The organism is Streptomyces sp. ME02-8801-2C, from assembly GCF_033793965.1.
Classification (GTDB): domain Bacteria; phylum Actinomycetota; class Actinomycetes; order Streptomycetales; family Streptomycetaceae; genus Streptomyces.
This window is the reverse complement of sequence record NZ_JARAXP010000010.1, coordinates 134,729-158,083: the sequence shown is the minus strand read 5'-3', so window position 1 is coordinate 158,083 and position 23,355 is coordinate 134,729. Positions and strand designations below refer to the sequence as shown.

20 protein-coding genes and 1 pseudogene are annotated in these 23,355 nt (G+C 70.2%); 4 read left to right on the top strand and 17 right to left on the bottom strand.

Annotated elements, in window-relative coordinates:
• Positions 1-38: 38 nt before the first annotated feature.
• The 13 genes from PV396_RS30480 to efeU all read right to left on the bottom strand — a co-directional run bounded on the left by PV396_RS30480 (position 39) and on the right by efeU (position 16,488).
• Positions 39-335 (bottom strand): hypothetical protein, encoded by a 297-nt coding sequence (locus tag PV396_RS30480; protein WP_319210142.1) that lies wholly within the window; start codon positions 333-335, stop codon positions 39-41.
• A gap of 130 nt (positions 336-465) precedes the next feature.
• Positions 466-1,419, bottom strand: a complete 954-nt coding sequence (locus PV396_RS30475) for a sigma-70 family RNA polymerase sigma factor (protein WP_319210141.1) — start codon at positions 1,417-1,419, stop codon at positions 466-468.
• 21 nt (positions 1,420-1,440) lie between these two features.
• Entirely contained in the window at positions 1,441-2,682 is a 1,242-nt protein-coding gene (locus tag PV396_RS30470) for an NAD(P)/FAD-dependent oxidoreductase (RefSeq protein WP_319210139.1), read from the bottom strand.
• A 157-nt stretch (positions 2,683-2,839) separates the two neighbouring features.
• A complete protein-coding gene (locus tag PV396_RS30465) occupies positions 2,840-3,421 on the bottom strand; it encodes a Tn3 family transposase (RefSeq protein ID WP_319210334.1) in 582 nt (193 codons plus the stop codon).
• 23 nt (positions 3,422-3,444) lie between these two features.
• On the bottom strand, positions 3,445-4,113 hold the full coding sequence (locus tag PV396_RS30460) for a Tn3 family transposase (protein WP_319210138.1): 669 nt from the start codon (positions 4,111-4,113) through the stop codon (positions 3,445-3,447).
• A gap of 136 nt (positions 4,114-4,249) precedes the next feature.
• A complete protein-coding gene (locus PV396_RS30455) occupies positions 4,250-6,694 on the bottom strand; it encodes a SpoIIE family protein phosphatase (RefSeq protein WP_319210136.1) in 2,445 nt (814 codons plus the stop codon).
• 121 nt (positions 6,695-6,815) lie between these two features.
• Positions 6,816-7,778 (bottom strand): ABC transporter permease, encoded by a 963-nt coding sequence (locus tag PV396_RS30450; RefSeq protein WP_319210134.1) that lies wholly within the window; start codon positions 7,776-7,778, stop codon positions 6,816-6,818.
• Between the two features lie 457 nt (positions 7,779-8,235).
• The gene (locus PV396_RS30445) at positions 8,236-9,789 is read right to left on the bottom strand and encodes a sugar ABC transporter ATP-binding protein (protein WP_319210132.1); all 1,554 of its coding nucleotides are present in this window, start codon (positions 9,787-9,789) and stop codon (positions 8,236-8,238) included.
• Positions 9,790-9,848: 59 nt separating this feature from the next.
• The gene (locus PV396_RS30440; RefSeq protein ID WP_319210333.1) at positions 9,849-10,892 is read right to left on the bottom strand and encodes a sugar ABC transporter substrate-binding protein; all 1,044 of its coding nucleotides are present in this window, start codon (positions 10,890-10,892) and stop codon (positions 9,849-9,851) included.
• 37 nt (positions 10,893-10,929) lie between these two features.
• Positions 10,930-11,697, bottom strand: coding sequence for an SDR family oxidoreductase (locus PV396_RS30435; protein WP_319210130.1), 768 nt, complete (start codon positions 11,695-11,697; stop codon positions 10,930-10,932).
• Positions 11,694-13,028, bottom strand: coding sequence for an L-fuconate dehydratase (locus tag PV396_RS30430; RefSeq protein ID WP_319210129.1), 1,335 nt, complete (start codon positions 13,026-13,028; stop codon positions 11,694-11,696). Before PV396_RS30430 ends, PV396_RS30435 begins: the two co-directional genes overlap by 4 nt.
• 110 nt (positions 13,029-13,138) lie before the next feature.
• On the bottom strand, positions 13,139-14,419 hold the full coding sequence (efeB, locus tag PV396_RS30425; RefSeq protein ID WP_319210127.1) for an iron uptake transporter deferrochelatase/peroxidase subunit: 1,281 nt from the start codon (positions 14,417-14,419) through the stop codon (positions 13,139-13,141).
• 38 nt (positions 14,420-14,457) lie between these two features.
• Positions 14,458-16,488, bottom strand: coding sequence for an iron uptake transporter permease EfeU (efeU, locus tag PV396_RS30420; RefSeq protein WP_319210125.1), 2,031 nt, complete (start codon positions 16,486-16,488; stop codon positions 14,458-14,460).
• Positions 16,489-16,822: 334 nt separating this feature from the next.
• On the opposite strand from efeU, the gene PV396_RS30415 reads away from it, so the two are divergent.
• From PV396_RS30415 to PV396_RS30405, 3 genes are all read left to right on the top strand, one after another.
• Positions 16,823-17,911 carry an FAD-dependent oxidoreductase gene (locus PV396_RS30415; RefSeq protein ID WP_319210332.1) on the top strand — a complete coding sequence of 363 codons (1,089 nt, stop codon included), beginning with the start codon at positions 16,823-16,825 and terminating at the stop codon, positions 17,909-17,911.
• A 28-nt stretch (positions 17,912-17,939) separates the two neighbouring features.
• Positions 17,940-18,557, top strand: coding sequence for a DedA family protein (locus tag PV396_RS30410; RefSeq protein ID WP_319210123.1), 618 nt, complete (start codon positions 17,940-17,942; stop codon positions 18,555-18,557).
• Between the two features lie 72 nt (positions 18,558-18,629).
• Positions 18,630-19,238 carry an NAD(P)-binding oxidoreductase gene (locus PV396_RS30405; protein ID WP_319210121.1) on the top strand — a complete coding sequence of 203 codons (609 nt, stop codon included), beginning with the start codon at positions 18,630-18,632 and terminating at the stop codon, positions 19,236-19,238.
• A gap of 8 nt (positions 19,239-19,246) precedes the next feature.
• Here the strand turns inward: PV396_RS30405 and PV396_RS30400 are convergent, their stop codons facing one another.
• Positions 19,247-20,146: a LysR family transcriptional regulator gene (locus PV396_RS30400; RefSeq protein ID WP_319210119.1), complete on the bottom strand. Its 900-nt coding sequence runs from the start codon at positions 20,144-20,146 to the stop codon at positions 19,247-19,249.
• Positions 20,147-20,211: 65 nt separating this feature from the next.
• Between PV396_RS30400 and PV396_RS30395 the strand changes: the two genes are divergently transcribed.
• Positions 20,212-20,994 (top strand): inositol monophosphatase, encoded by a 783-nt coding sequence (locus PV396_RS30395; protein ID WP_319210331.1) that lies wholly within the window; start codon positions 20,212-20,214, stop codon positions 20,992-20,994.
• A gap of 56 nt (positions 20,995-21,050) precedes the next feature.
• Here PV396_RS30395 and PV396_RS30390 read toward each other — a convergent pair.
• The 3 genes and pseudogenes from PV396_RS30390 to PV396_RS30380 form a co-directional block, all read right to left on the bottom strand.
• Positions 21,051-21,311 (bottom strand): annotated as a pseudogene (locus tag PV396_RS30390) (DUF4260 family protein); the annotation flags it as partial.
• Positions 21,312-21,481: 170 nt separating this feature from the next.
• The gene (locus PV396_RS30385) at positions 21,482-22,600 is read right to left on the bottom strand and encodes an acyltransferase (RefSeq protein ID WP_319210117.1); all 1,119 of its coding nucleotides are present in this window, start codon (positions 22,598-22,600) and stop codon (positions 21,482-21,484) included.
• Positions 22,601-22,875: 275 nt separating this feature from the next.
• Positions 22,876-23,331: a hypothetical protein gene (locus tag PV396_RS30380; RefSeq protein WP_319210115.1), complete on the bottom strand. Its 456-nt coding sequence runs from the start codon at positions 23,329-23,331 to the stop codon at positions 22,876-22,878.
• Positions 23,332-23,355: the final 24 nt, after the last annotated feature.

The following is a 23,355-nucleotide window of genomic DNA, read 5'->3' as shown; positions in this document are numbered from 1 at the left end:
CCTGACCTGACTTGGCCTGACCTGACCTGACCTGCTTCTCAGGTCACTTGGACGCCGGGCGGTCGAGGCGCGGGCGTATCCGAGCGGACGTGCCCGACCGGTTCGGCGCCGGCGCGCACGGGCCGGGGCAGCTCGGTCCAGACCGACCCCGGCTTGCGTACGGCAGGGGTCGGCACACTGAGCGCCTTGGCGAGTTGGGGCACGAGGCGGAAGCGGGCGGTGTGGTATTGGATGGCCACTTTGCCCTTGCCGGTCCGGCACGGGGAGCCCGCGGGGGCGGCGCAGGTGGACATCGGGCAGTCGTGCGATTCCACGTGCTTGAAGTCGTCGCTCACGACCCCGGACTGTTTCATGAGGTTTTCAGGTGTCCAGTTGTTGGCAACAACTCATGAAACATGATCGCCGCAGGTGGACCGCCGGGCGGGCGGGTGTTTCACGAGCGAACACCTGTGAAACGCAGGCGCATTACCACTGGGCGATGAGCGACGTGTCCGATTCGTGCTGTCGCCAGGCTTCGGTGAGGCGGGTGAGGCGGGTGGGGGCGGCGATGCCGCGCACGGTGGCGATCTTGCCGCCTGTGATGTCGAAGGTCACGGAGCCGACGACCTGGTCGCCGACCACGAAGAGGAGGGCGGGGGCGCCGTTGACGAGCGCGTAGTGGGCGGTCATAGTGCCGCCGACGAAGCGCCGTTTCGCGGTTGTGGGTTTGAAGCCGGCCCGTGCGATGGCGGCGATGCGCTGCGGGGTGTCGAACTGCAGCAGCGTCTCGGTCAGGCCGGCGCCGTCGGAGATCGCGGTCGCGTCGTCGGTGAGCAGCGCCACCAGCCGTTCGGTGCGGCCCGAGGCGGCGGCGGCGAGGAACTCCTCGACGATCCGGCGCGCGGATGCCGGGTCGACCTCCCCGCCGCGACGGCGCGCGGCGGTGACGCGGTGCCGGGCCCGGTGGAGGTGCTGCTGGCTCGCAGACCCGGTGATGTCGAGGATCCCGGCGATCTCGGCGTGGCCGTAGGAGAACGCTTCGCGAAGGACGTAGACCGCCCGCTCGAGCGGTGTCAGGCGCTCCATGAGCGTCAGCACGGCCAGGGAGACCGATTCGCGCTGCTCAAACGTGTCGGCGGGGCCGAGCATCGGGTCGCCATCGAGGAGCGGTTCGGGCAGCCAGGCTCCGACGGTGCGTTCGCGGCGGGCTTGTGCCGAGCGGAGCCGGTCCAGGCACAGGTTGGTGACGACCTTGGTCAGCCATGCCTCCGGCGCTTTGATCCGCTGCCGGTCGGCGGCCTGCCAGTGCAGGAACGCGTCCTGCACGGCGTCTTCTGCGTCGGCGGCCGAGCCGAGGAGACGGTAGGCCAGCGAGGCCAGCCGGGTGCGGCTGGCCTCGAACCGACTGGTGTCGAAGGAATCGGTGGAGGTGCTGTCCACGCGGATGACCCTAGTAGGCGGCTACGCGACCGACGTATCCGGCGCGGCGGTCAGGCGGCTCTCGTCGGACGTGCCCGCCGCGGCGGCCACGCGGTGCTTGCGCTTGGGCATGCCGAAGGTCGGGTGCGAGACGCCCCACAGTCCGCCCCTGACGATGCCCGCCTTGATCCGCGCTACCTTCCGGCCGCCCATATACTTCGGCTTTGCCTGCGCTTCGTCGTCGACCATCTGCAGGATCCCGTCCCGCCGCCCGAGACTGATGGTGTTGTACGTATAGACCAGCTTGGTGTTCGCGATCTTGCGGCCGGTCAGGCGTCCGACGATCGCCTCGATCACCTGCCTGCCGGTGTAGCCGGCTGAACCGCAGGACATCGGTAGCGGCCGGCCGTTGTCGCCGACGGCGTGAACGGCGTCGCCGATGGCGTAGACGTCCGGGTGCGAGACCGACCGCATGGTGCGGTCGACGACGATCTGACCGTTCTCGGTGACCTCCAGCCCGGCGGCGGCGGCGATGGGGTGGACCGAGAACCCGGCCGCCCACACGGTCGCGTCGGACGCCAGCACGGTGCCGTCGGCGCACAGTACCCGCGCCGCCTCGACGACTTCGACGCTGGTGTGCTCCACGACGGTAATGCCCAGCCGCTCACACGCCCGGCGCAGGTGCTCGCGGGCTCCCGCGGAGAGCCGGGCGCCCAGCTCGCCGCGGGCGACCAGCGCCACCGACAGGCCGGGCCGGGATTCGGCGATCTCGGTGGCGGCCTCGATGCCGGTCAACCCGTCGCCGACGATCAGCACGCTCCCGCCGTCGCCCCGCCTGCCCAGACTGTCCCGGCTGTCCAGACTTTCCAGGCGCTTGCGCAGGCGCAGCGCCGAGGGCCGGCTCGCGACGTCGAACGCGTGCTCGGCCACGCCGGGAACGCCGTGGTCGGCGGCGCGGCTGCCGAGCGCGTAGAGAAGTGTGTCGTAGCCGAGGTCGGCGCCGCCGTCGGCATCGGCCACGGCGACGACCCGGCGCTCGGGGTCGACGGCGGTGACACGGGCCACGCGCAGCCGTATCCCCGTGCCCGCGAAGACGTCGGCGAGCTTCGGAGCCTCGATCTCCTGGCCGGCCGCGACCTGGTGCAGCCGCATCCGCTGGACGAAGTCCGGTACGGCGTTGACCACGGTGATCTCGGTGTCCGCCGGGGACAGTCGGCGCGCCAGGGTCCCGGCCACGTAGGCCCCGGCGTAGCCGGCGCCGAGGACGACGATGCTGTGCTTCATGTCTCGCTCCTGTCGGTTCGCTTCCTCTCGGTGACTTGAGCGGGACAGCGCCCCGATTGCTGACAGAAACTGCCTGTGACATGGGTCACAGGGCGACAGGATCATTGCGAGGCCCACTCGGGGGCCGGGCGCTCGGTCGATGAAGCCCGGAAGTCCCTCACCGTGTCTGCGTACCGGATCGGTCGGCGGCGCCGGCAGATGTGCGGGGGCGGGGCATGGCGGCAACCAGCCCCAGGTCGAGGCGCTTGTCCATGTCCAGGCGGAAGGTGCCGTATGGGTTGACGTTGGACCAGAACAGTGCGGTCAGACCGCGCCGGTCCTCGTCGCTCAGTTTCTTCGCCCAGGCGGGCTCGGCCAGGACCTGCTGGAGCAGCAGGGTGTTGACGTGGACGAGGCTGGATCGGAGCAGGTGGAGGGCGAGCATCGAGGTCTCGGCGTGCTCCTTGTCCGGGCCGGTCAGCGCGCCGTCCTTGCCGTAGTGCAGCACGGTGTTCGCGCTGTTCCAGTTCTCCACGACCTGGAGCCCGCCGTGGATCTCGCGGCGCAGGCCGGGGCAGGCCAGGTAGTCGCAGGCGACGACCGTTCGGACCGCGCGGCCGAGTTCTTCGAGGGCCTGATAGGTGGGATGCTTGGGGCCGCCGCGGGTGAAGCGCCGCAGAACCTGCTCGGCCTCGGCCTCGGCCGTGCCGAGCCGGAGGGCGGTGGCGTACTTGACCATCTGGTCGCACTGCTGCTCGATCAGCTCCCAGCGGATCGGCCGCGTCAGCGTGGCACCGAGCGCGGGCCATCCGGCGGGGCATCGTCCGGGCGGTACAGGCGGATGCTGCCGATGTTCTTCAGCCTCGGCAGGAGGCGGAAGTTGAGCAGTTCGGTGAACGCGAACCCGACCACGCTCGCGCCGTGCGTGTCGACATGGTTCGACTCGATCTCGGCGTCCGTGCAGTGCCGTAGCAGACCCTCGATCATCGCCACGACCTCGGACGACGAACAGCTCTTGAGCTGGGAGTAGATGCAGACGCTCTTCCGCTCGACGTGCCAGTAGATCATCACGCCGTTGCCGCCGTAGCGGGCGTGGTACTCGGTCATGAAGTTCGAGGACCAGGACCCGAACTTCTTCGAGTCCGACGCGCACGCGGTGCCGCGGCCCCACCAGGCGGTGTCACGGGCGGCGAAGGTGGCGTTCACCAGCCTGGTGACGGCGACCCGCAGGTTGTCGACGGTGATGAAGTGCCGGCGGACGTGCCGCAGCGCTGCCTCGCTCTCGCCATGTTCACCCGTCGCCACGATCGCCCGGATGCCCATGTTCGTGCCCAGCGCGAAGAGGGCCGGCAGCAGGCGGCGCTGGAGGACGTCACGCTCGATGCGCTCGTAGGCGGCCACCGAGGAGAACTCCTCGGTGAAGCCGGTGAGGAAGTCGGCGTTCTTCAGCACGTCCAGGAGGTCCAGGACGCCCGAGGAACCCTCGGAGCAGTTCTCGACTCTCGCCCGGAGCCTGCCCTTCTCCCGGTCGGGCGAATGGACCTGGAGGGACGAACAGCGCGCCGTGTTCGCTCCCGGGCCAACACACCTAGGGACTCCCCGGAAGGTCCTGCTCGGCCCAGATGATCTTTCCGGCCTGGGTGTAGCGCGTGCCCCAGCGGCGGGTCAGTTGGGCCACCAGGAACAGGCCGCGGCCGCCCTCGTCGGTGGTGCGTGCGTGGCCCATCCGGGGTGACGTGTTGCTGGCGTCGGACACCTCGCAGATCAGCTTGTCGTGCCGGATCATGCGCAGTCTGACGGGTGCGGTGCCGTGCCGGATGGCGTTGGTGACCAGCTCGCTGACGACCAGTTCCGTGGTCATCACCAGGTCGTCGAGGCCCCAGCCGAGGAGCTGACGAACGGCCAGTTCCCTGGCACTCGCGACGATCGCCGGGTCCGTCGGCAGGTCCCAGGAGGCGACCTGGTCGGCGCCCAGCGCGTGCGGCCGGGCCAGCAGCAGGGCGACGTCGTCGGTCTGCTCGCCGGTCAGCAGGTTGTTGACGACCGCCGTGCACAGGTCCTCGGGCGGCAGTCCGGACTGCGCGAGCACATCGCTGAGCCGGGACAGCCCGACGTCGATGTCCTGGTCGTTGGTCTCGATGAGACCGTCGGTGTAGAGGGCGATCAGGCTCCCCTCGGGGAGGGAGATCTCGGCGGACTCGAAGGGCAGCGACCCGAGGCCGAGCGGCGGGCCCGAGGGCAGGTCGGGGAAGGTGACCTTGCCGCCGGGGGTGACCACGGCGGGCGGCGGATGCCCGGCCCTGGCCATCGTGCACAGCTGGGTCACCGGGTCGTAGACGGCGTAGAGGCAGGTGGCGCCCAGTACCGCCGTGGCGATGGGCTCGTCGTCGCCACCCTTCTCCTCCGTCAGCCGGATCACCAGGTCGTCGAGGTGGGCCAGCAGTTCGTCGGGCGGCAGGTCCATGTCGGCGAGCGTCTGTACGGCCGTACGCAGTCTGCCCATGGTCGCCGCCGCGTTGAGGCCGTGCCCGACGACGTCACCGACGACCAGGGCGACCCGCGCCCCGGACAGCTGGATCACGTCGAACCAGTCACCGCCCACCCCTTCCCGCGCGTCGGTCGGCAGATAGCGCGAGGCCACCTCCATGGCGGTGCCGCCGTTCAGCCCCTGCGGGAGCAGACTGCGCTGGAGGGCCAGTGCGGCGGCGTGCTCACGGGTGTAGCGGCGGGCGTTCTCCACCCACACCGCGGCCCGGCCGACCAGCTCCTCGGCGAGCAGCAGATCGTCCTCCTCGAACGGCTGCGGATGCTCCATACGGATGAAGGACGCCACCCCCAGCACGGTTCCGCGCGCGGACAGCGGCACCCACATCACGGTGTGCATCCCGTACTCCGCGATGCTCCTGGCCCGGGCCGGGTCCTCCGCGACCCACGCGGTGGTGGCCGGGTCCAGGGACGGTTCCAGGATCGCGGTCCCGCTGGCCATGCACGCGAAGTACGGCGACGACCTGGGCGCGTCGATCGAGTCGCCGGTGGCGATCACCGACTCCGGGCAGCCCTCGTGGATGGACTGCTGCCCGGCCCGCCTCAGCAGGTACTCGCTGCCCGCCGGCCCCGAACCGGGTTCGTCGCCGTGCAGCACCGCCTCCAGCAGATCGACGGTCACGAAGTCGGCGAGCCTCGGCACCGCGAAGTCGGCCAGCTCCTGCGCGGTCCGCATCACGTTCAGCGTGCCCCCGATACGGGCGCTGGCCTCACTGAGCAGGGCGAGCCGCTCGCGGGCCCGCCATCTGTCGGTGACGTCCATGCCCATGTAGCAGACGCCCAGCGGCTTGCCGTCGGGGTCGTCGAGCCGAAAGAAGGAGGTGGAGTACGCGTGCTCCTGATGCGGATCCGCCCAGGTCCAGCCCCGGTACTCGTAGTCGATGACCGGTACGCCCGTCTCCAGCACCCACCGCATCTGCGCTTCGAGGGCGTCGGTGTTCAGGCCCGGCAACGAGTCCGACATCCGGCGCCCGAGCCGCTCCTCGCGCGGGACACCGCCGTAGCGTTCCAGGGTGTCGTTCATCCACACGTAGCGAAGATCCGGGCTGAGTACGGCCATGCCGAGCGGTGAGCGGGTGAGGAAACCCTCGAGCACATCACCGCTGACCGCCCAGGTCGGGGCCTTCGACACGTCGATCGCCGAGACGAGCCAGGCCTTGCGGCCGTCGCTGTCGGACATCGCGGTCACCCGCAGCCCGACCTCGACCCGGTGGCCGTCACGGTGCCGGACGCCCACCAGACCGCCCCAGCTCTCCCGGGTCGCGCACTCCTCGGCGACCTCGGCGGCGCGGGACGCGTCCTCGGGCTGGGCCAGCAGGGCGGCGGCCGAGCGGTCGAGGGCCTCTGCGGCGCCGTACCCCAGCAGCCGCTCGGCGGCCCCCGTCCAGCCGATGACCGTACCCTTCGCGTCGATCACCGCAGCAGCCACATTCGCCACCTCGAACGGTCCATGCGTTCCGTCCGGCGATACCTCCTTGGGATACATCATGAGCCGTCCCATCTGGCGGATGGCATATGGGTAATTCTATGACGTATCGCCTGGCGTTGCGCCTCTCGGACCGCGCCCCTCGGACCACCTCTTCGGACCGCGCCCGTACCCGGGCCGGGGCCTATTCCTGGCCCTCGCCGGTCGTGAGCCGGGCGATCATCAGCGCCAGCAGGATGATCGCGCCGTAGATCGCCTGGATCCAGAAGGACGACACCTGCGCCAGGGTGAGCAGGTTCTCCAGCATGCCCAGCAGCAGGACCCCGAGCAGTGCGCCCGCCAGGGACCCCTTGCCGCCGTTCAGGCTGATGCCGCCGATGACGGCGGCCGCGAACACGGTGAAGATCAGGCCCTGTCCCTGGTTGGCGTTGATCGCCCCGACCCGTCCGGCGATCACCAGACCGGCCAGCGCGGCCAGCGTCCCGCCGATGACCAGGACCCCCCAGGCCACCCGGTCGACCCGGATGCCCGCGGCCCGCGCGGCGGGGGCGTTGCCGCCGACCGCGTACACCGCGCGCCCCAGCCGGTGGTAGCGCAGCGCCCACCCGGCGACGGCGAAACAGGCGCCGGTCACCCACACGGAGAGGGGGATGCCGAGCCAGTTGTCGGACCCGAGGGCGAAGAACGCGGGGGGTGCGTCGAAGAGGGTCTTGCCGGACACCATGCCGACCAGGACTCCGCGCAGCACGATGTTCATCGCCAGGGTCACGATGAAGCCGTTGAGCTGGAGTCCGACGATCAGCAGCCCGTTCACGGCCCCGATCAGCGCGCCGGTGAGCGGGATGACCAGCAGGCCGATCCAGGTGGGCAGCTCGGTGCCGAAGCCCGCCGAGGCGGCCGGGAGCACGACCATGAAGCCGAGGGCCGGCGCGAGCCCCGCGATCGACTCCAGCGAGAGGTCCATCTTGCCGCTGACCAGGATCATCGCCTCGGCGAGCACCAGCAGCCCGAGCGCCGAGGAGGCGCTGAGCACGTTCAGCAGGTTGTCCCGCTCGAGGAAGCTGTCGTTGCTGGCCGCGCCGATGATCAGCAGCAGCACCACCGCGGGCAGCAGGGCGAGGTCGCGGATCCGGCCGAGGGCGAGCACGCGGACAGGCCGCCGACCGGTCGCGGCCCGCCGACCGGTCGCGGCCCGTCGGCCCGTCGCGGCCGGCCCGCCACTGGTCGCCGGCGGACGACCAGCGGGTGTCGACGGCCCACCACCGGACGCCGCCGCACCACCACCGGGTGTCAACGGACGGCCGCCGGGCGTCGGCGGACGGCCACCGGACTCGGGCGGCCCACCACCAGACGCCGGCGGCCCACCACCGGACGCCGCCGGACGGCCACCGGGCGCCGGCGGACGGCCACCAGACTCGGGCGAACCACCACCAGACGCCGGCGGCCCACCACCGGACGCCGCCGGACGGCCACCGGGCGTCGGCGGACGGCCACCGGGCGTCGGCGGACGGCCACCGGACTCGGGGCTGTTCGGCCCGGACGCGGGGCTGTTCGGCCCGGACGCGGGGCTGTTCGGCCCGGACGCGGGGCTGTTCGGCTCGGTGTCATTCATGGCGGGCGCCGACCCCTTCGATCGAGGCCACCAGTTCCCCGTCGGTCCAGCCGACGGTGTACTCGGCGGCGAGCGAGCCGTTGAACATCACCAGGACGCGGTCGCAGGTACGCAGGTCGGCCAGTTCGTCCGAGACGACGAGCGCCGCCCGTCCCGCCGCTCTGGCCCGGTCGACGACCGACAGCAGCGCCCGCTTGGACTTCACGTCGACACCCGCCGTCGGGTTGATGAGCACCAGGACAGCCGGGTCGGTGGCCAGCGCCCGGCCCATGACGACCTTCTGCTGGTTGCCGCCGGACAGGTCCTTGACCGGCTGGTCCGGGCCGTCCGTCCTGATGTCGAGGTCGGTGATCGTCCGCCGGGCGAAGGCGTTGCGGGCCCGGCGCGAGATCACGCCGAAGCGGCCCAGCCGGTCCGTGACGGTCATGGAGGCGTTCTCGGCCACCGACAGCTCCGGCACCAGCCCTTCGTGGTGTCGGTCGCGCGGCACACAGCCCACGCCCGCCGCGAGCGCCGAGGCGACGCTGCCCGGCCGCGTCGTACGGCCGAGCACCTCGATCCGCCCGCTGTCGGGCCGGTACAGCCCCGCCACCGCCTCGGCGACCTGGTGGCTCCCGGAGCCCGCGAGCCCGGTCAGCCCCACCGTCTCGCCGGACCGGACGGCGAAGCTGACGTCCGTGAAGTGCGCGCCGCTCAGCCGGTCCACCCGTACGGCCACGGGCGCGTCCGCCGACGGCGCCCGGTTCGCCCCGAAGCCGGGAACCGCGTCCGCGCCCCGCTCTCCCGTCATCGCCCGGACGAGTTCGGTCCTGCCCAGCTCGCCGACGGGCGCCGTGGTGATCCAGCGGGCGTCCCGGAAGACGGTGACGACCTGGCAGACGGCGTACACCTCCTCCAGGTGGTGGGAGATGTAGAGAAAGGTGATCCCGGCGCGCTGCAACCGCCGGACATGGGTGAACAGGCGGTCGATGGCCCGGCTGTCCAGCTGGGCGGTCGGCTCGTCCAGGATGATGAACCGGGTTCCGCGCGAGATCGACCTCGCGATCTCCACCATCTTGGCGTCCTCGACGGTGAGCCGACCGGCCGGCACGTTCTCGTCGACCTCCACACCCCATGCGTCCAGCAGTTCGCGGGCCGCCGAGCGCATCCGCCGCCAGCTGATCACCTGGCCGCGAACCGTGTGCTGCCGGTTGACGTACAGGTTCTCGGCGACGGTGAGGCCGGGGATGATCGTCGACTGCTGGTAGACACAGGCGACCCGCCGCTGCCACGCCTCACGGTCCGCCGGGGCGGGCGCGGGTTCCCCGTCGAACAGGACGACACCGCTGTCCGGCCGCTGCAGCCCGGTCAGGATGCCGACCAGGGTCGACTTTCCGGCTCCGTTGCGGCCGACCAGGGCGTGCGACTCACCGGCCCGGACGGCGATCCGTACGTCGTCGAGGGCCACGGTGGGCCCGTAGCGCTTGTGGATCCCGTGGGCCTCGGCCACCGCACGCCGGCCGGCACCGTCGGCACGGGCTTCGGGCGTTGGCGTGTGGTCGTTCATCGCGGTCTCTCGTCTCGCTTCCTGGATGCTCGGTGCCCGGAGGGACGGTGTCGCGGGTGTCAGGAGCTCTTGCCGATCTGGTTGCCCCACAGCGACGCGTCGTCGACGTTGGCCTTGGTCACCAGGGGTGCCGAGAGCCGGTCCTCCAGGATTCCGCTGGGCAGCCGGACGATGGTGCTGTCGTGGTCGGTCGGCCCCGGGTGGAAGGTCTCGCCCGCCATCGCCCGCTTGATGTAGTAGATGCCGTACTTGGCGTACTGGTCGGCGGGCTGGGAGACGGTCGCGTCGATCTGGCCCTTGCGGATCGCGTCCAGCTCCTGCGGGATGCCGTCGTTGGAGACGATCACGATGTGCTGGGGATCACCGGCCGCCACCAGCGCGTCGTGGCGGCGCAGCGTGCTCAGCGTGGGGGCCAGATACACGCCGCCGGCCTGCATGTAGATGCCCTTGATGTCGGGGTGGGCGGTGTACAGCGCCTCCAGACCGGCCGCCGCCCTTTCCGCCTTCCAGACGGCGGGAATGTTCAGCACCCTGATGCCCGGGTAGTTCTTCCTGACGCACGCGCTGAACGCCTCCGACCGGTCCCGCCCGTTGATGGACGCCAGATCGCCCTGGATCTGTACGACCTTGCCCGTCTTCACCGCGGCGCCGATCTGCCGGCACGCCTTCTCCCCGTAGGCGCGGTTGTCCGCCCGGACCACCATCGCGACCTTGCCCTTGTCCGGCGCCACGTCGACGGCGACCACCGGCACGTCCTTGCGCTGCGCGGCGTTCAGCCCGGCGACGATCGCCGCGGAGTCCAGCGGCGAGACGACCAGGCCCTTCACGTCCTGGGAGAGCAGGTTCTGGATGTCGGTGATCTGCTTGCTCGGATCCGAGTCGGAGTTCACCGTCTGCAGCACCCGGACATCCTGGTCGGCGGCCTGCTTGGGGATGTAGGAGTCGTACGACTCCCAGAACGGCGAGGTGAGCAGTGGCAGCACCACCCCGATCCGGCCCGAACCGGAACCGGCGTTGCTGTCCGAGTCCCCGCCGCAGGCGGTCAGGGCCGGTGCGCAGCCGAGTGCGAGGGCTGTTCCGACAGCGGCGATACGTCGCTTCATCATGCTCGGCTCCGAGATCAGTTGTCGTGGTCAGTGGTCAGTGGAAGGAGCTCGGGGGTCTGCGGATGCCGGTCAGCCCTCCGTCGACGGCGAGTGCGGTCCCGGTGGTGGATCCGGCCAGTGGTCCGGCGAGGTACGCGATGGCGTCGGCGACCTGCTGGGCGGTGACCAGGCGGCCGGTGGGCTGGCGGGCGACGAGAGCGGCCCGTTCGGCCTCCGGGTCGTCGGTGTGTTCGAGCAGCCGACGCACCCAGGGGGTGTCCACGGTGCCCGGGCTGACGCAGTTGACCCGGATGCCCTCGCCGAGGTGGTCGGCGGCCATCGCGAGGGTCAGCGCGTGCACCGCGCCCTTGCTGGCCGCGTACAGCGCCCGCTGCGGCAGCCCGGCCAGCGCCACGACCGAGCAGGTGTTGACGATGGCCGCGCTGGAGGACCGGCGCAGATACGGCAGTGCCGCCCTGCTGGTGCGGACGATGCCGAGCACGTTGACGTCCAGTACGTGGTGCCACTCGTCGTCGGTGTTGTCCTCCACGGTGCCCCGCGCGCCGATGCCGGCGTTGTTGACCAGGATGTCGAGGCCTCCGAACAGGTCGGCCACCCGGCGCACGGCGTCGGACACCGACTCGGCGTCCCCGACGTCGGCCTCCACCGGGTGCAGCCGTGCGGGCGTGGACCCGGGAACCAGGTCGAGCACCGCGACCCGGCACCCCTTCGCGGCCAGGGTCTCGGCGGTGGCCAGCCCGATCCCGGACGCCCCGCCGGTGACGATGGCGGCCAGCCCCTGGAACTCCTCCCCGGCACTCATACCCGGGAGCCCTCTGCCGAGGACCCGCCGTACGGGACCTGCCATGCCGCGCCGCCGGGAAACGCGTACGCGGCGAGCGACTCGGGCCGCATCTGTGAGCTGAAGCCGGGGGCGGTCGGCGCCGCGTACCGTCCCCGGACGATCACCACCGGGTCGACGAAATGCTCGTGCAGATGATCGACGTACTCGAGGACCCGGTCCTGGAGGGTGCCGGAGACCGCCAGACAGTCGAACATCGCCAGATGCTGTACGAGCTCGCACAGGCCCACCCCGCCCGCGTGCGGGCACACCGGGATCCCGAACTTGGCCGCGAGCAGGAGGATCGCCAGGTTCTCGTTGACTCCCCCGACCCGGCAGGCGTCCAACTGCACGAAGTCGAGCGCCTCCGCCTGGAGGAGCTGCTTGAACATCACCCGGTTGTGCACGTGTTCGCCGGTCGCCACCCGCACCGGCGCCACCTCCCGGCGGATCGCCGCGAGCCCGAGCACGTCGTCCGGGCTGGTCGGCTCCTCGATCCAGTACGGGTCGAACTCCGCCAGCCGCCGAACCCACCCGACCGCCTCGCCGACGCCCCACCGCTGGTTGGCGTCCAACGCCATCCGCACGCCGGGGCCGATCACCTCCCGCGCGGTACGACACCGCCGCACGTCGTCGTCGAGATCGGCGCCGACCTTGAGCTTGATCTGCCGGAACCCACTGTCCACGGCCTCCCGGGCCAGCCCGGCGACCTTGCTGTCCGGGTAGCCGAGCCAGCCGGGGGAGGTGGCGTACGCCGGATACCCGTCGGCGAGCAGCCGCGCCTCCCGCTCCGCGATCCCGTTCCGGGCCTGCCGCAGGATCCCGAGCGCCTCGTCGGGCGTGAGCGCGTCCTCCAGGTACTGGAAGTCGATCAACGCGACGACCTGCTCGGGAGCGAGGTCGGCGAGCAGCTTCCACAGCGGCTTCCTCTCCCGCTTCGCGTAGAGATCCCACATGGCGTTGACCACGGCCCCGATGGCCATATGCATGACGCCCTTCTCGGGCCCGAGCCACCGCAGCTGACTGTCACCGACGAGCGAGCGGCAGAACCCCCCGAGGTCGGCCAGCACCTCGCCCAACGACAGCCCCACCACATGCGGCCGCAAGGCGTTGATCGCCGCGACCTCGACCTCGTTCCCCCGGCCGATGGTGAAACAGAACCCGTGCCCTTCCAGCCCGTCCCCGGCGTCGGTGCGGATGATCACATAGGAGGCGGAGTAATCCGGATCGGGATGCATCGCGTCCGACCCCTCGAGCCACCGAGAGGTGGGAAACCGGATGTCGTGGGCGTCCAGCGCGGTGATCGACGTCATCGGGGACTCCAGGGAAATCAGACCTCACGGCGGGCTTGGACACCCCAAATGAGTCTATATGTCCAGAAAGCTCCGGTCGCGTGCGCCCGCGTGTCCCCGCGTCGGCGTCGTCATGTCGCGAGCAGTCCACGCCCCAGCCAGTCCGAGGAGTCGCGGACACCGGGCAGCGCGAAGAAGTAGCCGCCGCCGGTCGGGGAGATGTAGTCGACGAGGGGTTCGTCGATCAGGCGGGTCTGCGTGGCCTCGAACTGACGCCGCACGTCCTGCTGGTAACAGCAGAAGACCAGCCCCATGTCGAGGTTGCCGACACTGTCGACGCCCCGGTCGTAGTTGTAGCCGCGGCGCAGTATGCGGGAGGTGTCGGTGGCGGACGTGCGGGGGTTGGCGAGGCGGATGTGGGCGTCGAGCGGGATCGCCGTACCGTGCGGGTCCCTGCCGTAGTCGGGGACGTCGGTCTCCTGGGCGCCGTCCAGCGGGGCGCCGGTGTCCTTGCGGCGGCCGAACATCTTCTCCTGCTCGGTGAGCGAGACCCGGTCCCAGAACTCGACGAGCGTGCGGATGATCCGGACGACCTGATAACTGCCGCCGGTTGCCCAGGCCGGCTCGCCCAGGCCCTCGCCGACCCAGATCAGACGGTTGGTCTCGCGGGTCGAGGTGACGTCGGGGTTGGCGATGCCGTCCTTGAAACCGAGGAGGTTGCGCTGGGCTCCGGTGGGGCGAGGGGTGTTCTGGAAGCCGTCGATGCGCCACTTGATCTGCATGGCGCCCCGGGTGTGCCGGGCGATGTCGCGCAGGGCGTGCAGGACGACGTCCTGGCGGGCCGCGCAGATCTGCAGGGAGAGGTCGCCGTGGCACTCGGCCGCGTTCAGGTTGTCGTTGGGGAAGGTCCGCATGGGGGTGAGGTGGCGGGGCGCGGCCTTGGCGAGGCCGTAGCGGTCGTCGAAGAGGGAGGCGCCCACGCCGACGGTGACGGTGAGCGCGTCGGCGGGAACCTCGGGGCCGAGGATGCCGCTGTCGGAGGGCGGGGCGCCGACACCCAGGTCGTCGGGGGTGCCGCCGGCGGTGAGGAAGCGGGCGCGGGCGGTGATGGTCCGCAGCAGGTCGGCGAGAGCGGCACGGTCGTCGGCGATGACGTCGAAGGAGACGAAGGTGGCGGCGGCGGGCGCGGGGGTGACGATGCCCGCCTGGTGCGTGCCGTGGAAGGGCACCGGCGCCGCGCTGCCCGGCTGGGCGGCCTGCGCCTCGGTCGTACCGCTCTGGCTCAGCGCGAACCCGCCGCCGGCCAGTGCGGCGCCCGCGGCCCCGGCCCCCAGGGCCGTCCTCACGAAGGAGCGGCGGCCGGGGCCGACGGGGCAGCTGCCCTGCGGGACGGGCGTTTCGGCGGACGGCATGGCGGGGTTCCCTCTCTCATGTGCTTCGCCGGCGGGCATCAGGCGGACTTCCGGATCTCCAGCAGGTCCGGCACCGGCGCCAGGTCCTCCAGCAGTTGCCCGGTGACGCCGTTGAGGCGGGCGCGGGTGATCGCATCGAGCTTGTCGACGGGCGTCCAGACGGCACCGTGGTGCTCCGCGTCCAGGAGTTTCTGGAGGCGCGCGATGTCGGCGTCGACGGTGGTGAGCAGGTGCGGCGCCCGGGTGGTCAGCAACGGCCGTAGTACGGACAGGAGTTCGCGGGTGCCGGTGAGGTTGGCGTCGGTGACGGCGAGTTCGGTGCCGCTGCCCTGGTCGGCGTCGCCGGTCAGCTCGAACTGGAGAGTGTTCTCCAGGATCTCGTGGGCGCGCAGAGGCAGATCGCCGGGGTCGAAGTCCTGGGTGGGGAAGGCTTTGCGCAACTCGACCGTGTCCGCCGCGAGTTGCCTCGCGGGGGCCTTCAGCTCGCTCGCGTTGCGGCCGTGCCACAGCCCGTACTCGATCCTGCCGAAGCCGGTGAAGTCCTTGTCGTGCACCCCTGCGGGCAGCCCGTCGGGCCTGCCGTTGATCTTCTGGTCGAAGTCCTCGAAGGTGCCGTAGGCGGCGCCGAGGGAGGCGTAGGTGCGGTGGGCGGTCAGCCAGTCCGTGCGGGCCCTGTCGAGACGGTCGCCGTCGATGTCGTCGCTGAGGCGGCGGGTCTGGCCGACGAGTGCGGCCAGACCCCGGTCCACGTACGTCTTGTAGGACCTGAGCGACGTGGCCAGATCCTTCTCGGAGACGGGTATGACCGCGTGGGCCCCGCCGGCGCCGCCGGTGACCCGGACGGCCTGCGAGGTGACGGGCTTTCCGCCGGTGGGTACGCAGCGCCAGGCGTACGATCCGTCGGCGACGGTGGCGACAAGGTCACGGGTGGTGCCGGGCGCCAGACCCTCGATCTCGCCGTAGACCGCGTTGGTCGCCGGGTCGACGAGGTAGACCTCGGAGGTCTGGTGGCCGGTGTTGTGCATCTGGAAGGTCTGCCGGCCCGCTCTGGGCGCGGTGAAGCCCTTGCCGCACTGCGTCTCGGAGACGGCCACCGTCTGGGCGGCGCGCTTGGAGTCGCCGAAGGCGACCACGAGTCCGGCGAGGACCGCGGGTACGGCGACCACCGCGACGGGCACCACCCACGCGGGACGGTGCCTGGTCGACGCCCCGGCCCGGGTGGGCTGGGTGGGCTCCGGTGATGCAGCTCTCGCCACCGGAGCGCGAACGCCTCGCAGGAACAGGCTCATCACCACGGCGAGATAGCCGACGTACGTCACCATCTGAAGCCACGTCATCGTCGGCGTCAGGTTGAACACACCCTGGACCAGGGTGCCGTACCAGGAGCCGGCGTCGACGCTGCCGCTCAGGTCCACGGCGTACGACGTCTTCCCGGGCAGCACCCCGCCTTCCTGCAGGTCGCGCAGGCCGTAGCCGAGGACGCCGGCCGCGATGACGATGAGTACGACGCCGGTGGCGGTGAAGAACCTCGTCAGATCGATCCTCAGGACCCGGCGGTAGAGGCCCCAGGCCAGGCCCGCCGCGAGGACGAGGCCGATGCCCGCGCCGGCCAGTGGGCCGGTGGACTCGTCGGCCGCGCGGGCCGTGGTCCACAGGAACAGCGCGGTCTCCAGGCCCTCACGGCCCACAGCCAGGAACGAGGTGACGATCAGCATGCCGGCGCCCATCGTCAGCGCGTCGGTGACCTTGTCCTTGATCTCGCCGGAGAGGCTGCGCGCCGAGCGGCGCATCCAGAACACCATCGCGGTGACGAAGGCGACGGCCACCACACTGAGTGCGCCGCCGAACGCTTCCTGGGCGGTCGCCGAGAGCGAGGCCGCGGTGAAGGTGAGGACCGCGCCGAAGCTCATCGCCAGCGCGATCGCGGCCAGGACGCCTGTCCAGACCTGCGGCAGCCGGGACTTCGCACCGGCCCGTACCAGGGTGGCGACCAGGATGGAGACGATGAGCCCGGCTTCGAGTCCCTCCCTCAGTCCGATCAGGAAACTCGGAAACGCGTCGTCCCACATGTGCTGCGGCCCTTTCCTGGCACGACCCCCGGCCCTGGACGGCACGACTTAGCGAAGGCATGCCTTACTTCCGGCAACCATCATGACCACATACGTGTAGTCGTTCGATCATGCAGAGGCCATGGCGAAGCAAAAACGCACACGGTTCCGCAACCCCCGCCGGCGCCCAAGACTCATCCGCTCCCGCCGTACGGATTCAAATGCGCTCAAGTAAATCCCTCATTGACTAAATTGCATTTGATGCATGCGCCGGCTTCTCGTAGTGTCGAGACAGGCCTCTGACGGCAATTGAACGTCACACGAAGGAGTCAAGAAGTTGCCCAAGAAATTCACAGTGATCGCAGGCGGCGGCCTGGTAGGACTCACGGCCGCGGCCTCCCTCAAAAGCATCGGGCACGATGTCGTCGTACTGGAACAGGCGCCGCAGATTCGAGCCGTCGGCGCCGGTATCGGGCTGTGGGCCAATGCGTTGCGCGAATTCGAGCATCTCGGGATCGGCTCGGAAATTCGCGGCGCGGGCGTTGAACAGAACACCTGGTTCTTCAATCCCGCCGGCGATCCGGTCCGCGCCCCCGGTTACACCGACAGCGATCACCGGTTCCTTCTTGTGCCACGTGCCGAGTTGAACGATCTCCTGGCCGACACCATCGGTCGCGACCGGATTCGTCTCGGCGCGCAGGTGACCGGATATACCGAGACCGACGCGGACGTCCTCGTGCACCTCGCCGACGGCGAGACGCTTCGCGCGGATCTGCTCATCGGCGCGGACGGCGTCCACTCCCGCGTGCGCGGGCAGCTGGTCCCGGGAAGCGACGCCGTACGGCACCCCGGTCACTACGCCTGGCGTGCGATCGTGCCGACCGGAGACCAGGACCCGGCAGCCACCGTGCTGACCGTCGGGCACCGCCGGACCCGCGGCGGATACGCGCGGATCGCTCATGGCCGGACCATGTGGATGGTCAACCAGTTCGACGCCGGACCGCTCACCGGAAGCAGACGCGAACGGGCACTCGAACGCGCGCGGAATCTGGCCGAGGCGGGATGGAACGACGAGCTCCTCGCCCTGATCGCCGAAACGCCCGAGGAGTCCATCCTGGAGAACCAGGTCACCCTGGTCCCGGAACTGCCGCGCTGGACCAGCGCCCGCGTCGCCCTGATCGGTGACGCCGCGCACGGGCTGTCCCCGCACATCGCCTCCGGCGGCACCCTCGGCATCGAGGACGTCGGCGTCCTGCGCGGCAGCCTCACAGCCGAGGCCGACCTCGAAAAGGCCCTCGCCATCTACGAACGGGCCCGCGCCGCCCGCTTCGACGCGGTGCGCGAGCACTCCGCCGCCGTCGAACACGCCTGTGACGCAGCCGAGTTCGCGCAGCGGTACGCCGCGTTCAGCCACTGGATGCTCACCACGGCACCCGTCACCTGACACCCGATACAGCAGAGGCGGACAGCAGATGCCGGACTGGATAGACCTCGCGGAGTCGTTGACAACGTCTCCCGCACTTTATGCCGTACTCATCGCGGTGTCCTTACTCGACTCCTTCCTCCCGTTGATCCCGAGTGAACCTGTCGTGATCCTCGCAGGCATCGCCGGTGCAACCGGGCAGACGAACATATTTCTCGTCATCGCCGCTACGACGGTCGGCGCCTTTCTCGGCGACCTTGTTCCTTACACCATCGGCCGGTTGATGGGGAACCGTGTATTACAACGCCTACCTGTAGGCACCAAGCGCCGGACGGCGTATGACTGGTTCGAGCGCGAACTCGAATCACGCGGCGGTTTTGTGCTCGTCTCCACGCGGTTCATTCCGATCGGACGCTATCTCGCCACAGGAACGGCAGGGGTGGTGGGATATCCGCTGCGCAAGTTCATGACGTACGTCGCGATTTCCACCGCCACGTGGAGCGCGTACACCGCACTGTCGGGTTATCTCGGCGGCGTCTTCTTCCAGGAGAACACGCTCCTTGCTGTCGCCGTCGGCATCGGGCTCGCGTTCGCGGTGACCGGCGCGGTGGAGTTGTCGCGATTCATTCGGCGCCGTAGCCACAGGGAGACACATACAGATACTTAATTGCGTCCAGGTAAATCATCGGTTCAGTTACTTGCACTTGATGTTAAGTGAGTAGTTCCCTAGCGTCTCGGCATGAACCTCACCGTCCTCGCGGCCTCCGGCCAGACCGGAATCGCCCTCACCCGACAGGCGCTGCGACGTGGTCACACCGTGACCGCCATCGCGCGTGATCCCCAGCGGATCGCCCTCCCCGACTCTCCGAACCTGCGCAAAGTGGCCGGAGACGTGAACGACGCGGCGGGCATCGCCGCCGTCGTGGACGGCGATTCCGTGGTCCTCTCAGCGCTCGGTACCGACCGGGCCGGGATTCTCCTGACCGGCGCCCGAGCCGTCGTCGCGGCCGGCCCGCGGCGCGTCATCTGGCTCGGCGCCTACGGCACGGGCAGGTCGGCCGAAGCGGCAGGTGACGGCGCGCGAGTGCTCCACCAGGTCCTGGGCGACCGGCTCCCGGACAAGGTCGAGGCCGACAACACCGTTCTCGCGGCCGGGGGCACCGTCTTCCACGCCGGGATGCTCACCGACGGGCCGGAAAGCCCCCGTAGGCGCACGGTCGGCCTGGACTCCGCGCCGCCCTTCGACCTCGGCGCGAAGGTCAGCCGGGAAACGGTCGCCGCCGCGATGCTCGACGAGGCCGAGGCGCCAGGCTTTACCGGAGTCGTGGCCCTGCCGTTGGCGGAGTAGGCCGAGAGTCAGTCGGCGGTGATCTCCTCGAAGGACGCCCGGACCTGCTCGCGGAGCCAGGCGTGGGCGGGGTCGGAGTCGTACCGCTGGTGCCAGTTGCAGTTGATCGCCGCCGCCGGGAACTCGATCGGCAACGGCCGGGCGAGCAGCCCGAACGCCTCGATGAGCGGGCGGCCGAAGATCGCCGTACAGGTGACCAGCGCGTCACCCCGGGCGGCGATCTGGAGGGCGCTGGACACCGTCGCCACCGACGCCACCACCCGGCGCCGCAGACCCTCGGCGGCCAGCACGTCGTCGATCGGCGCGGTGAGGCGGCCACGCCGGGAGATCACCACATGCGGCTGCGCCGCGTAGGAAGCCAGGTCGAGTCCGGCGGCACAGGGGTGGTCCGCGCGCATCGCCACGACCAGCCGGTCGTCGCCGAGCGGCTCGGACCGGAACTCCGGCAGACCGGGCCTGCCGCCGCCGAGTTCCAGATCGACGCGGCCGTGTCGCAGGTCGTCGGTGTCGACGGTGTTCTCCGCCAGCACCACCAACTGCGCCCCGGGAGCGAGCCGCTGGATCCTCCCGACCAGTACGGGCAGCAGCGACGCGGCCACCGCGTCGTGGCACTGGATCGTGAACGTGCGGTCCAACTCGGCCAGGTCCAGCTCACGGACCGGCGAGAGCACCTCACGCGCCTGCCTGACCAGCCGGTGCACGTCCTCCCGCACCGACACCGCGTACGGGGTGGGAGTCATCGAGTGGCCCGTGCGCACCAGGATGTCGTCCCCCGTGACGGCGCGAAGCCGGCCGAGAGTGCGGCTGACCGCCGGCGAGGACAGGTGCAGCCGCTCGGCCGCGCCCATCACACTGCCCTCTTCGAGGAGGGCGTCGAGCACGGTCAGCAGATTCAAGTCCAATTGCATACAGGTAAATCCTCACGCGACACAGATTCACTTCGATCAACTTCAAGGAGCATCCCATGAGTGCTGTGACCCAGGAACTGCTTGCCGCCACCGTCGCCGCCGTCCGTCACGCCGGCGACCGGATGATGACCCGCTACTCCCCCACCCCGCCCCGTCACTCCGGGCTCCCCGAGCTGCTCGCGAGCCTCCAGGCCAATGACGCGGCCGTCGTCGGCACATTGCGCCCGGCGCTGACCGAGGCACTCCCGAGCGCGGGCTGGCTCAACGACGAGCACGGATCGGGGCCGCTGGCCGCCGGCGAGTGGTGGCTCGTCGACCCGGTCGGCGGCAACGTCAACGCCGTGCACGGCATGCCCGACTGGAACATCGGCGTGAGCCTCGTCCGCGACGGCCGCCCGGTGCTGTCGGTGGTCTACTTCCCGGTCCTCGACGAGATGTTCACCGCGACCGAGGACGGCGGGGCGTTCCTCAACGGGGTACGGCTGCGGGTTTCGGACAAGACGTCGCTGAACGGTGCTCTGGCCGGTACGGGCCAGGCCCAGCCGGGTCACGACCGCGCCCTCGCGACACGCATGGGCTCCGCCTTCGCCGCGATGTCGTACGCCGCGCTCTACGTACGGGTCTCCGTACCGGTGACCCACCAGCTCGCCCAGGTCGCCGCGGGCCGGATGGACCTGCACTGGCAGTTCGACAACGTCCGGTCCCACGCGGCGGGTGTGCTGCTGGTCCAGGAGGCCGGCGGCGTCGTGACCGACCTCGAGGGCAAGCCGTGGGACCTGACCAGCGAGAGCTACATCGCCGCAGCGCCGGGCGTGCACGCCGCCGCGCTGGACGTCCTTGGCGCCTGAGGGGCGTGCGGATCAATCCGAGCTGTGGTCCCCCGTCGGCCCTGATGCCGTAGCGGTCAGTGCATGTGGCCGTCGGGGCGGCGCAGGCCGAAGCCGAATGCCCGGTCCAGGGCGATGTGGGCGAACCAGCCGAGGCCGCCGACCACCAGCGGCTGGGAGAGGGTCGCCAGGCCGAGAGCCAGTACGGAGGCGGGGGCCACGGGGTTGTGCAGCCCGTTGTGGAGACTCACGGCCGAGCGCGGCAGGGCGCTTTGGCCGGCCCGCTCCTCGCCGAGCCCTTGCAGGAACGCCACGTCCGGCCCGACCAGGCCGGCCCAGAAGGTCCAGGTCCGCCCCCATCGTCCTGCCCCGGCGTTCCCTCACCTCACTGGGCTGACCGGAGTTGGACCGGATGCAGGAAGCCGGCAACGGCGACAGGCCCGCACCCGACACCACGACCGAGTCTCCGGCCACAGCCGTCCCCGAGCGACAAGCCCGAACCGGATGATCAAAGCCGCCGAAGGTCTCGCGCGTTCCCGGCCGTCAAACGGGAACGACACAAGGCGATCATAGATTTCCAGGACCTGCTTCCCTTGAAGGGAAGCTCGAAGATCCGGGCGAAAAGCCATGCCCCGACCACCGAAACCGGCAGGGCCACAAGAAGCGTGAACCCGAATGTGGGCAGCCCGGGCGATACGAAATGCGGGGCCACCCGGCGAATAACAGCCAGCACGATCGGCAGATGGATCAGATAAAGACTGTAGGAGAAACTCCCGAGACTCCGAACGGGCCGCGCGGTCAGCAGCCGCACGAGGGCGGCGGGTCTGCCGGTGGCGACCGCGGCGATCAGCATCGTCATGGCGGGAGCGACGGCGAGATCCACCCAGAAGTAATGGGTCACCGTCCACACAGACCCTCGAACGACACCGAGAGCCAGCACCGGCAAGGCGGCCACGACGGCGAACCATCCCCAGGGCAGGCGCCGCACCCGGTCCGACGCCACGACGATCCCCGCACCCGCCACACCGGCCACGAACACCGGAGCGAGATGGGGAGCGAGCTGGTTGGCGCCCTCCACAGGAGACCCGCCAACCGCCGTCATCGCAAGAGCGACCACCGGAAGACTCGCGAACGCGACCATGACGACCGCGCCCCACCGCCGTCGCACGAAAAGCAGCAGGGGAAAGAGGACATAGAGCTCGGCCTCCACCCCGATCGACCAGAACGCACCGTTCGGTGTCGGTGCGGTGACCATGTCCTGAGCGAGAAGGCCGTACACCAGAACTGACTCGCCCGTAGGCGGTCCGAAACGCGAAGCGGGCACCACGAACCAGGAAATGAGCAGGCTCATGACCAGCGCCGCCCAATACGGAGGAAGAATCCGCCAGGCCCGACGGCGCAGAAACTGCCCGACGCCCCCCGACTTCCACCCGTGACGCGCCGGAGAGATCGCCAGGGAGAACCCGGACAACACCAGAAAGAAGACGACGGCCAGACGCCCGAACATCAGCCCGTCCAGCCAGGGAGGCGCCGAACTGTCGGGATACCCCGGGAACGTGTACAACCAGCAGTGGAACAGCACCACATACAGCGCCGCCAGACCACGAAGACCATCCAGCCCCAGCACCTGCCGACGTACGTCTCCCCCACTCACCCCCTCCGCCGGCCCCGCTGGGACGACCACGTCGAGAGTGCCACTGAACGAACGGCTCGAATCCACAGAAATGGCTCAGCCCTTTTCCCCCGGGCACCGCGTTCACAACCCCCCGCCGACACCCGACGATCGCTGCGCGATGCAACCCACGACAGACCCACGCCCGTCGACCCACCGAGACTGATACGTGGCGTCCGGCCGAGTAGTTCATCGGGCAAGGGGGCAGCAGCATCCGCCCCCCTCGGAAGTCACCGAAGCCCGGCCCCACCGCCGAACGCGTGCCGCACCAGTTCCCCGTCCTTCTTCGGCACCGCGAGGTCGTACGTCCCCGCACCCGTGACGAGTTCGTACCGCTCGAACTTCGGCGCCGACCGCACCTTCCCGCTTGCCGGCCTCAGCCTGAACGGCGCCTGGAGAGTCGCGCTCCGGCCGCCCCGCGCGTCTTTCCACACCGGCGGCTCACCCGCGGCGAGCCGCAGGTAGCCCTGCCTGAGCCGCGCGATCTGCTTGCCCTTGCCGACCGAGACGTTGACCGTGCCGCCGATGCTCTGCGTGAACCCGACGACCCGCAGCGGCTGCCCGCCGTCGAAGTCGGCGATGTCCCGCGCGGCCGTACGACGCCGGATCCACGCCCAGCGCAGCAGCACATCCAGCATCGTCTCGGTACCGGCGGAACGGCGTTCCGCGGATATGACATGCCCCATCCGCCCGCACCCTCTCCTTTTCCC

What these genes read in the sequence shown, in the direction of transcription:
- PV396_RS30445 (WP_319210132.1), bottom strand. Translation starts at nt 9,789, where the DNA reads ATGAACGACCACACGCCAACGCCCGAAGCCCGTGCCGACGGTGCCGGC.
- PV396_RS30470 (WP_319210139.1), bottom strand. Translation starts at nt 2,682, where the DNA reads ATGAAGCACAGCATCGTCGTCCTCGGCGCCGGCTACGCCGGGGCCTAC.
- PV396_RS30435 (WP_319210130.1), bottom strand. Translation starts at nt 11,697, where the DNA reads ATGAGTGCCGGGGAGGAGTTCCAGGGGCTGGCCGCCATCGTCACCGGC.
- PV396_RS30405 (WP_319210121.1), top strand. Translation starts at nt 18,630, where the DNA reads ATGAACCTCACCGTCCTCGCGGCCTCCGGCCAGACCGGAATCGCCCTC.
- PV396_RS30410 (WP_319210123.1), top strand. Translation starts at nt 17,940, where the DNA reads ATGCCGGACTGGATAGACCTCGCGGAGTCGTTGACAACGTCTCCCGCA.
- PV396_RS30430 (WP_319210129.1), bottom strand. Translation starts at nt 13,028, where the DNA reads ATGACGTCGATCACCGCGCTGGACGCCCACGACATCCGGTTTCCCACC.
- PV396_RS30440 (WP_319210333.1), bottom strand. Translation starts at nt 10,892, where the DNA reads ATGAAGCGACGTATCGCCGCTGTCGGAACAGCCCTCGCACTCGGCTGC.
- efeU (WP_319210125.1), bottom strand. Translation starts at nt 16,488, where the DNA reads ATGTGGGACGACGCGTTTCCGAGTTTCCTGATCGGACTGAGGGAGGGA.
- PV396_RS30400 (WP_319210119.1), bottom strand. Translation starts at nt 20,146, where the DNA reads ATGCAATTGGACTTGAATCTGCTGACCGTGCTCGACGCCCTCCTCGAA.
- efeB (WP_319210127.1), bottom strand. Translation starts at nt 14,419, where the DNA reads ATGCCGTCCGCCGAAACGCCCGTCCCGCAGGGCAGCTGCCCCGTCGGC.
- PV396_RS30380 (WP_319210115.1), bottom strand. Translation starts at nt 23,331, where the DNA reads ATGGGGCATGTCATATCCGCGGAACGCCGTTCCGCCGGTACCGAGACG.
- PV396_RS30455 (WP_319210136.1), bottom strand. Translation starts at nt 6,694, where the DNA reads ATGATGTATCCCAAGGAGGTATCGCCGGACGGAACGCATGGACCGTTC.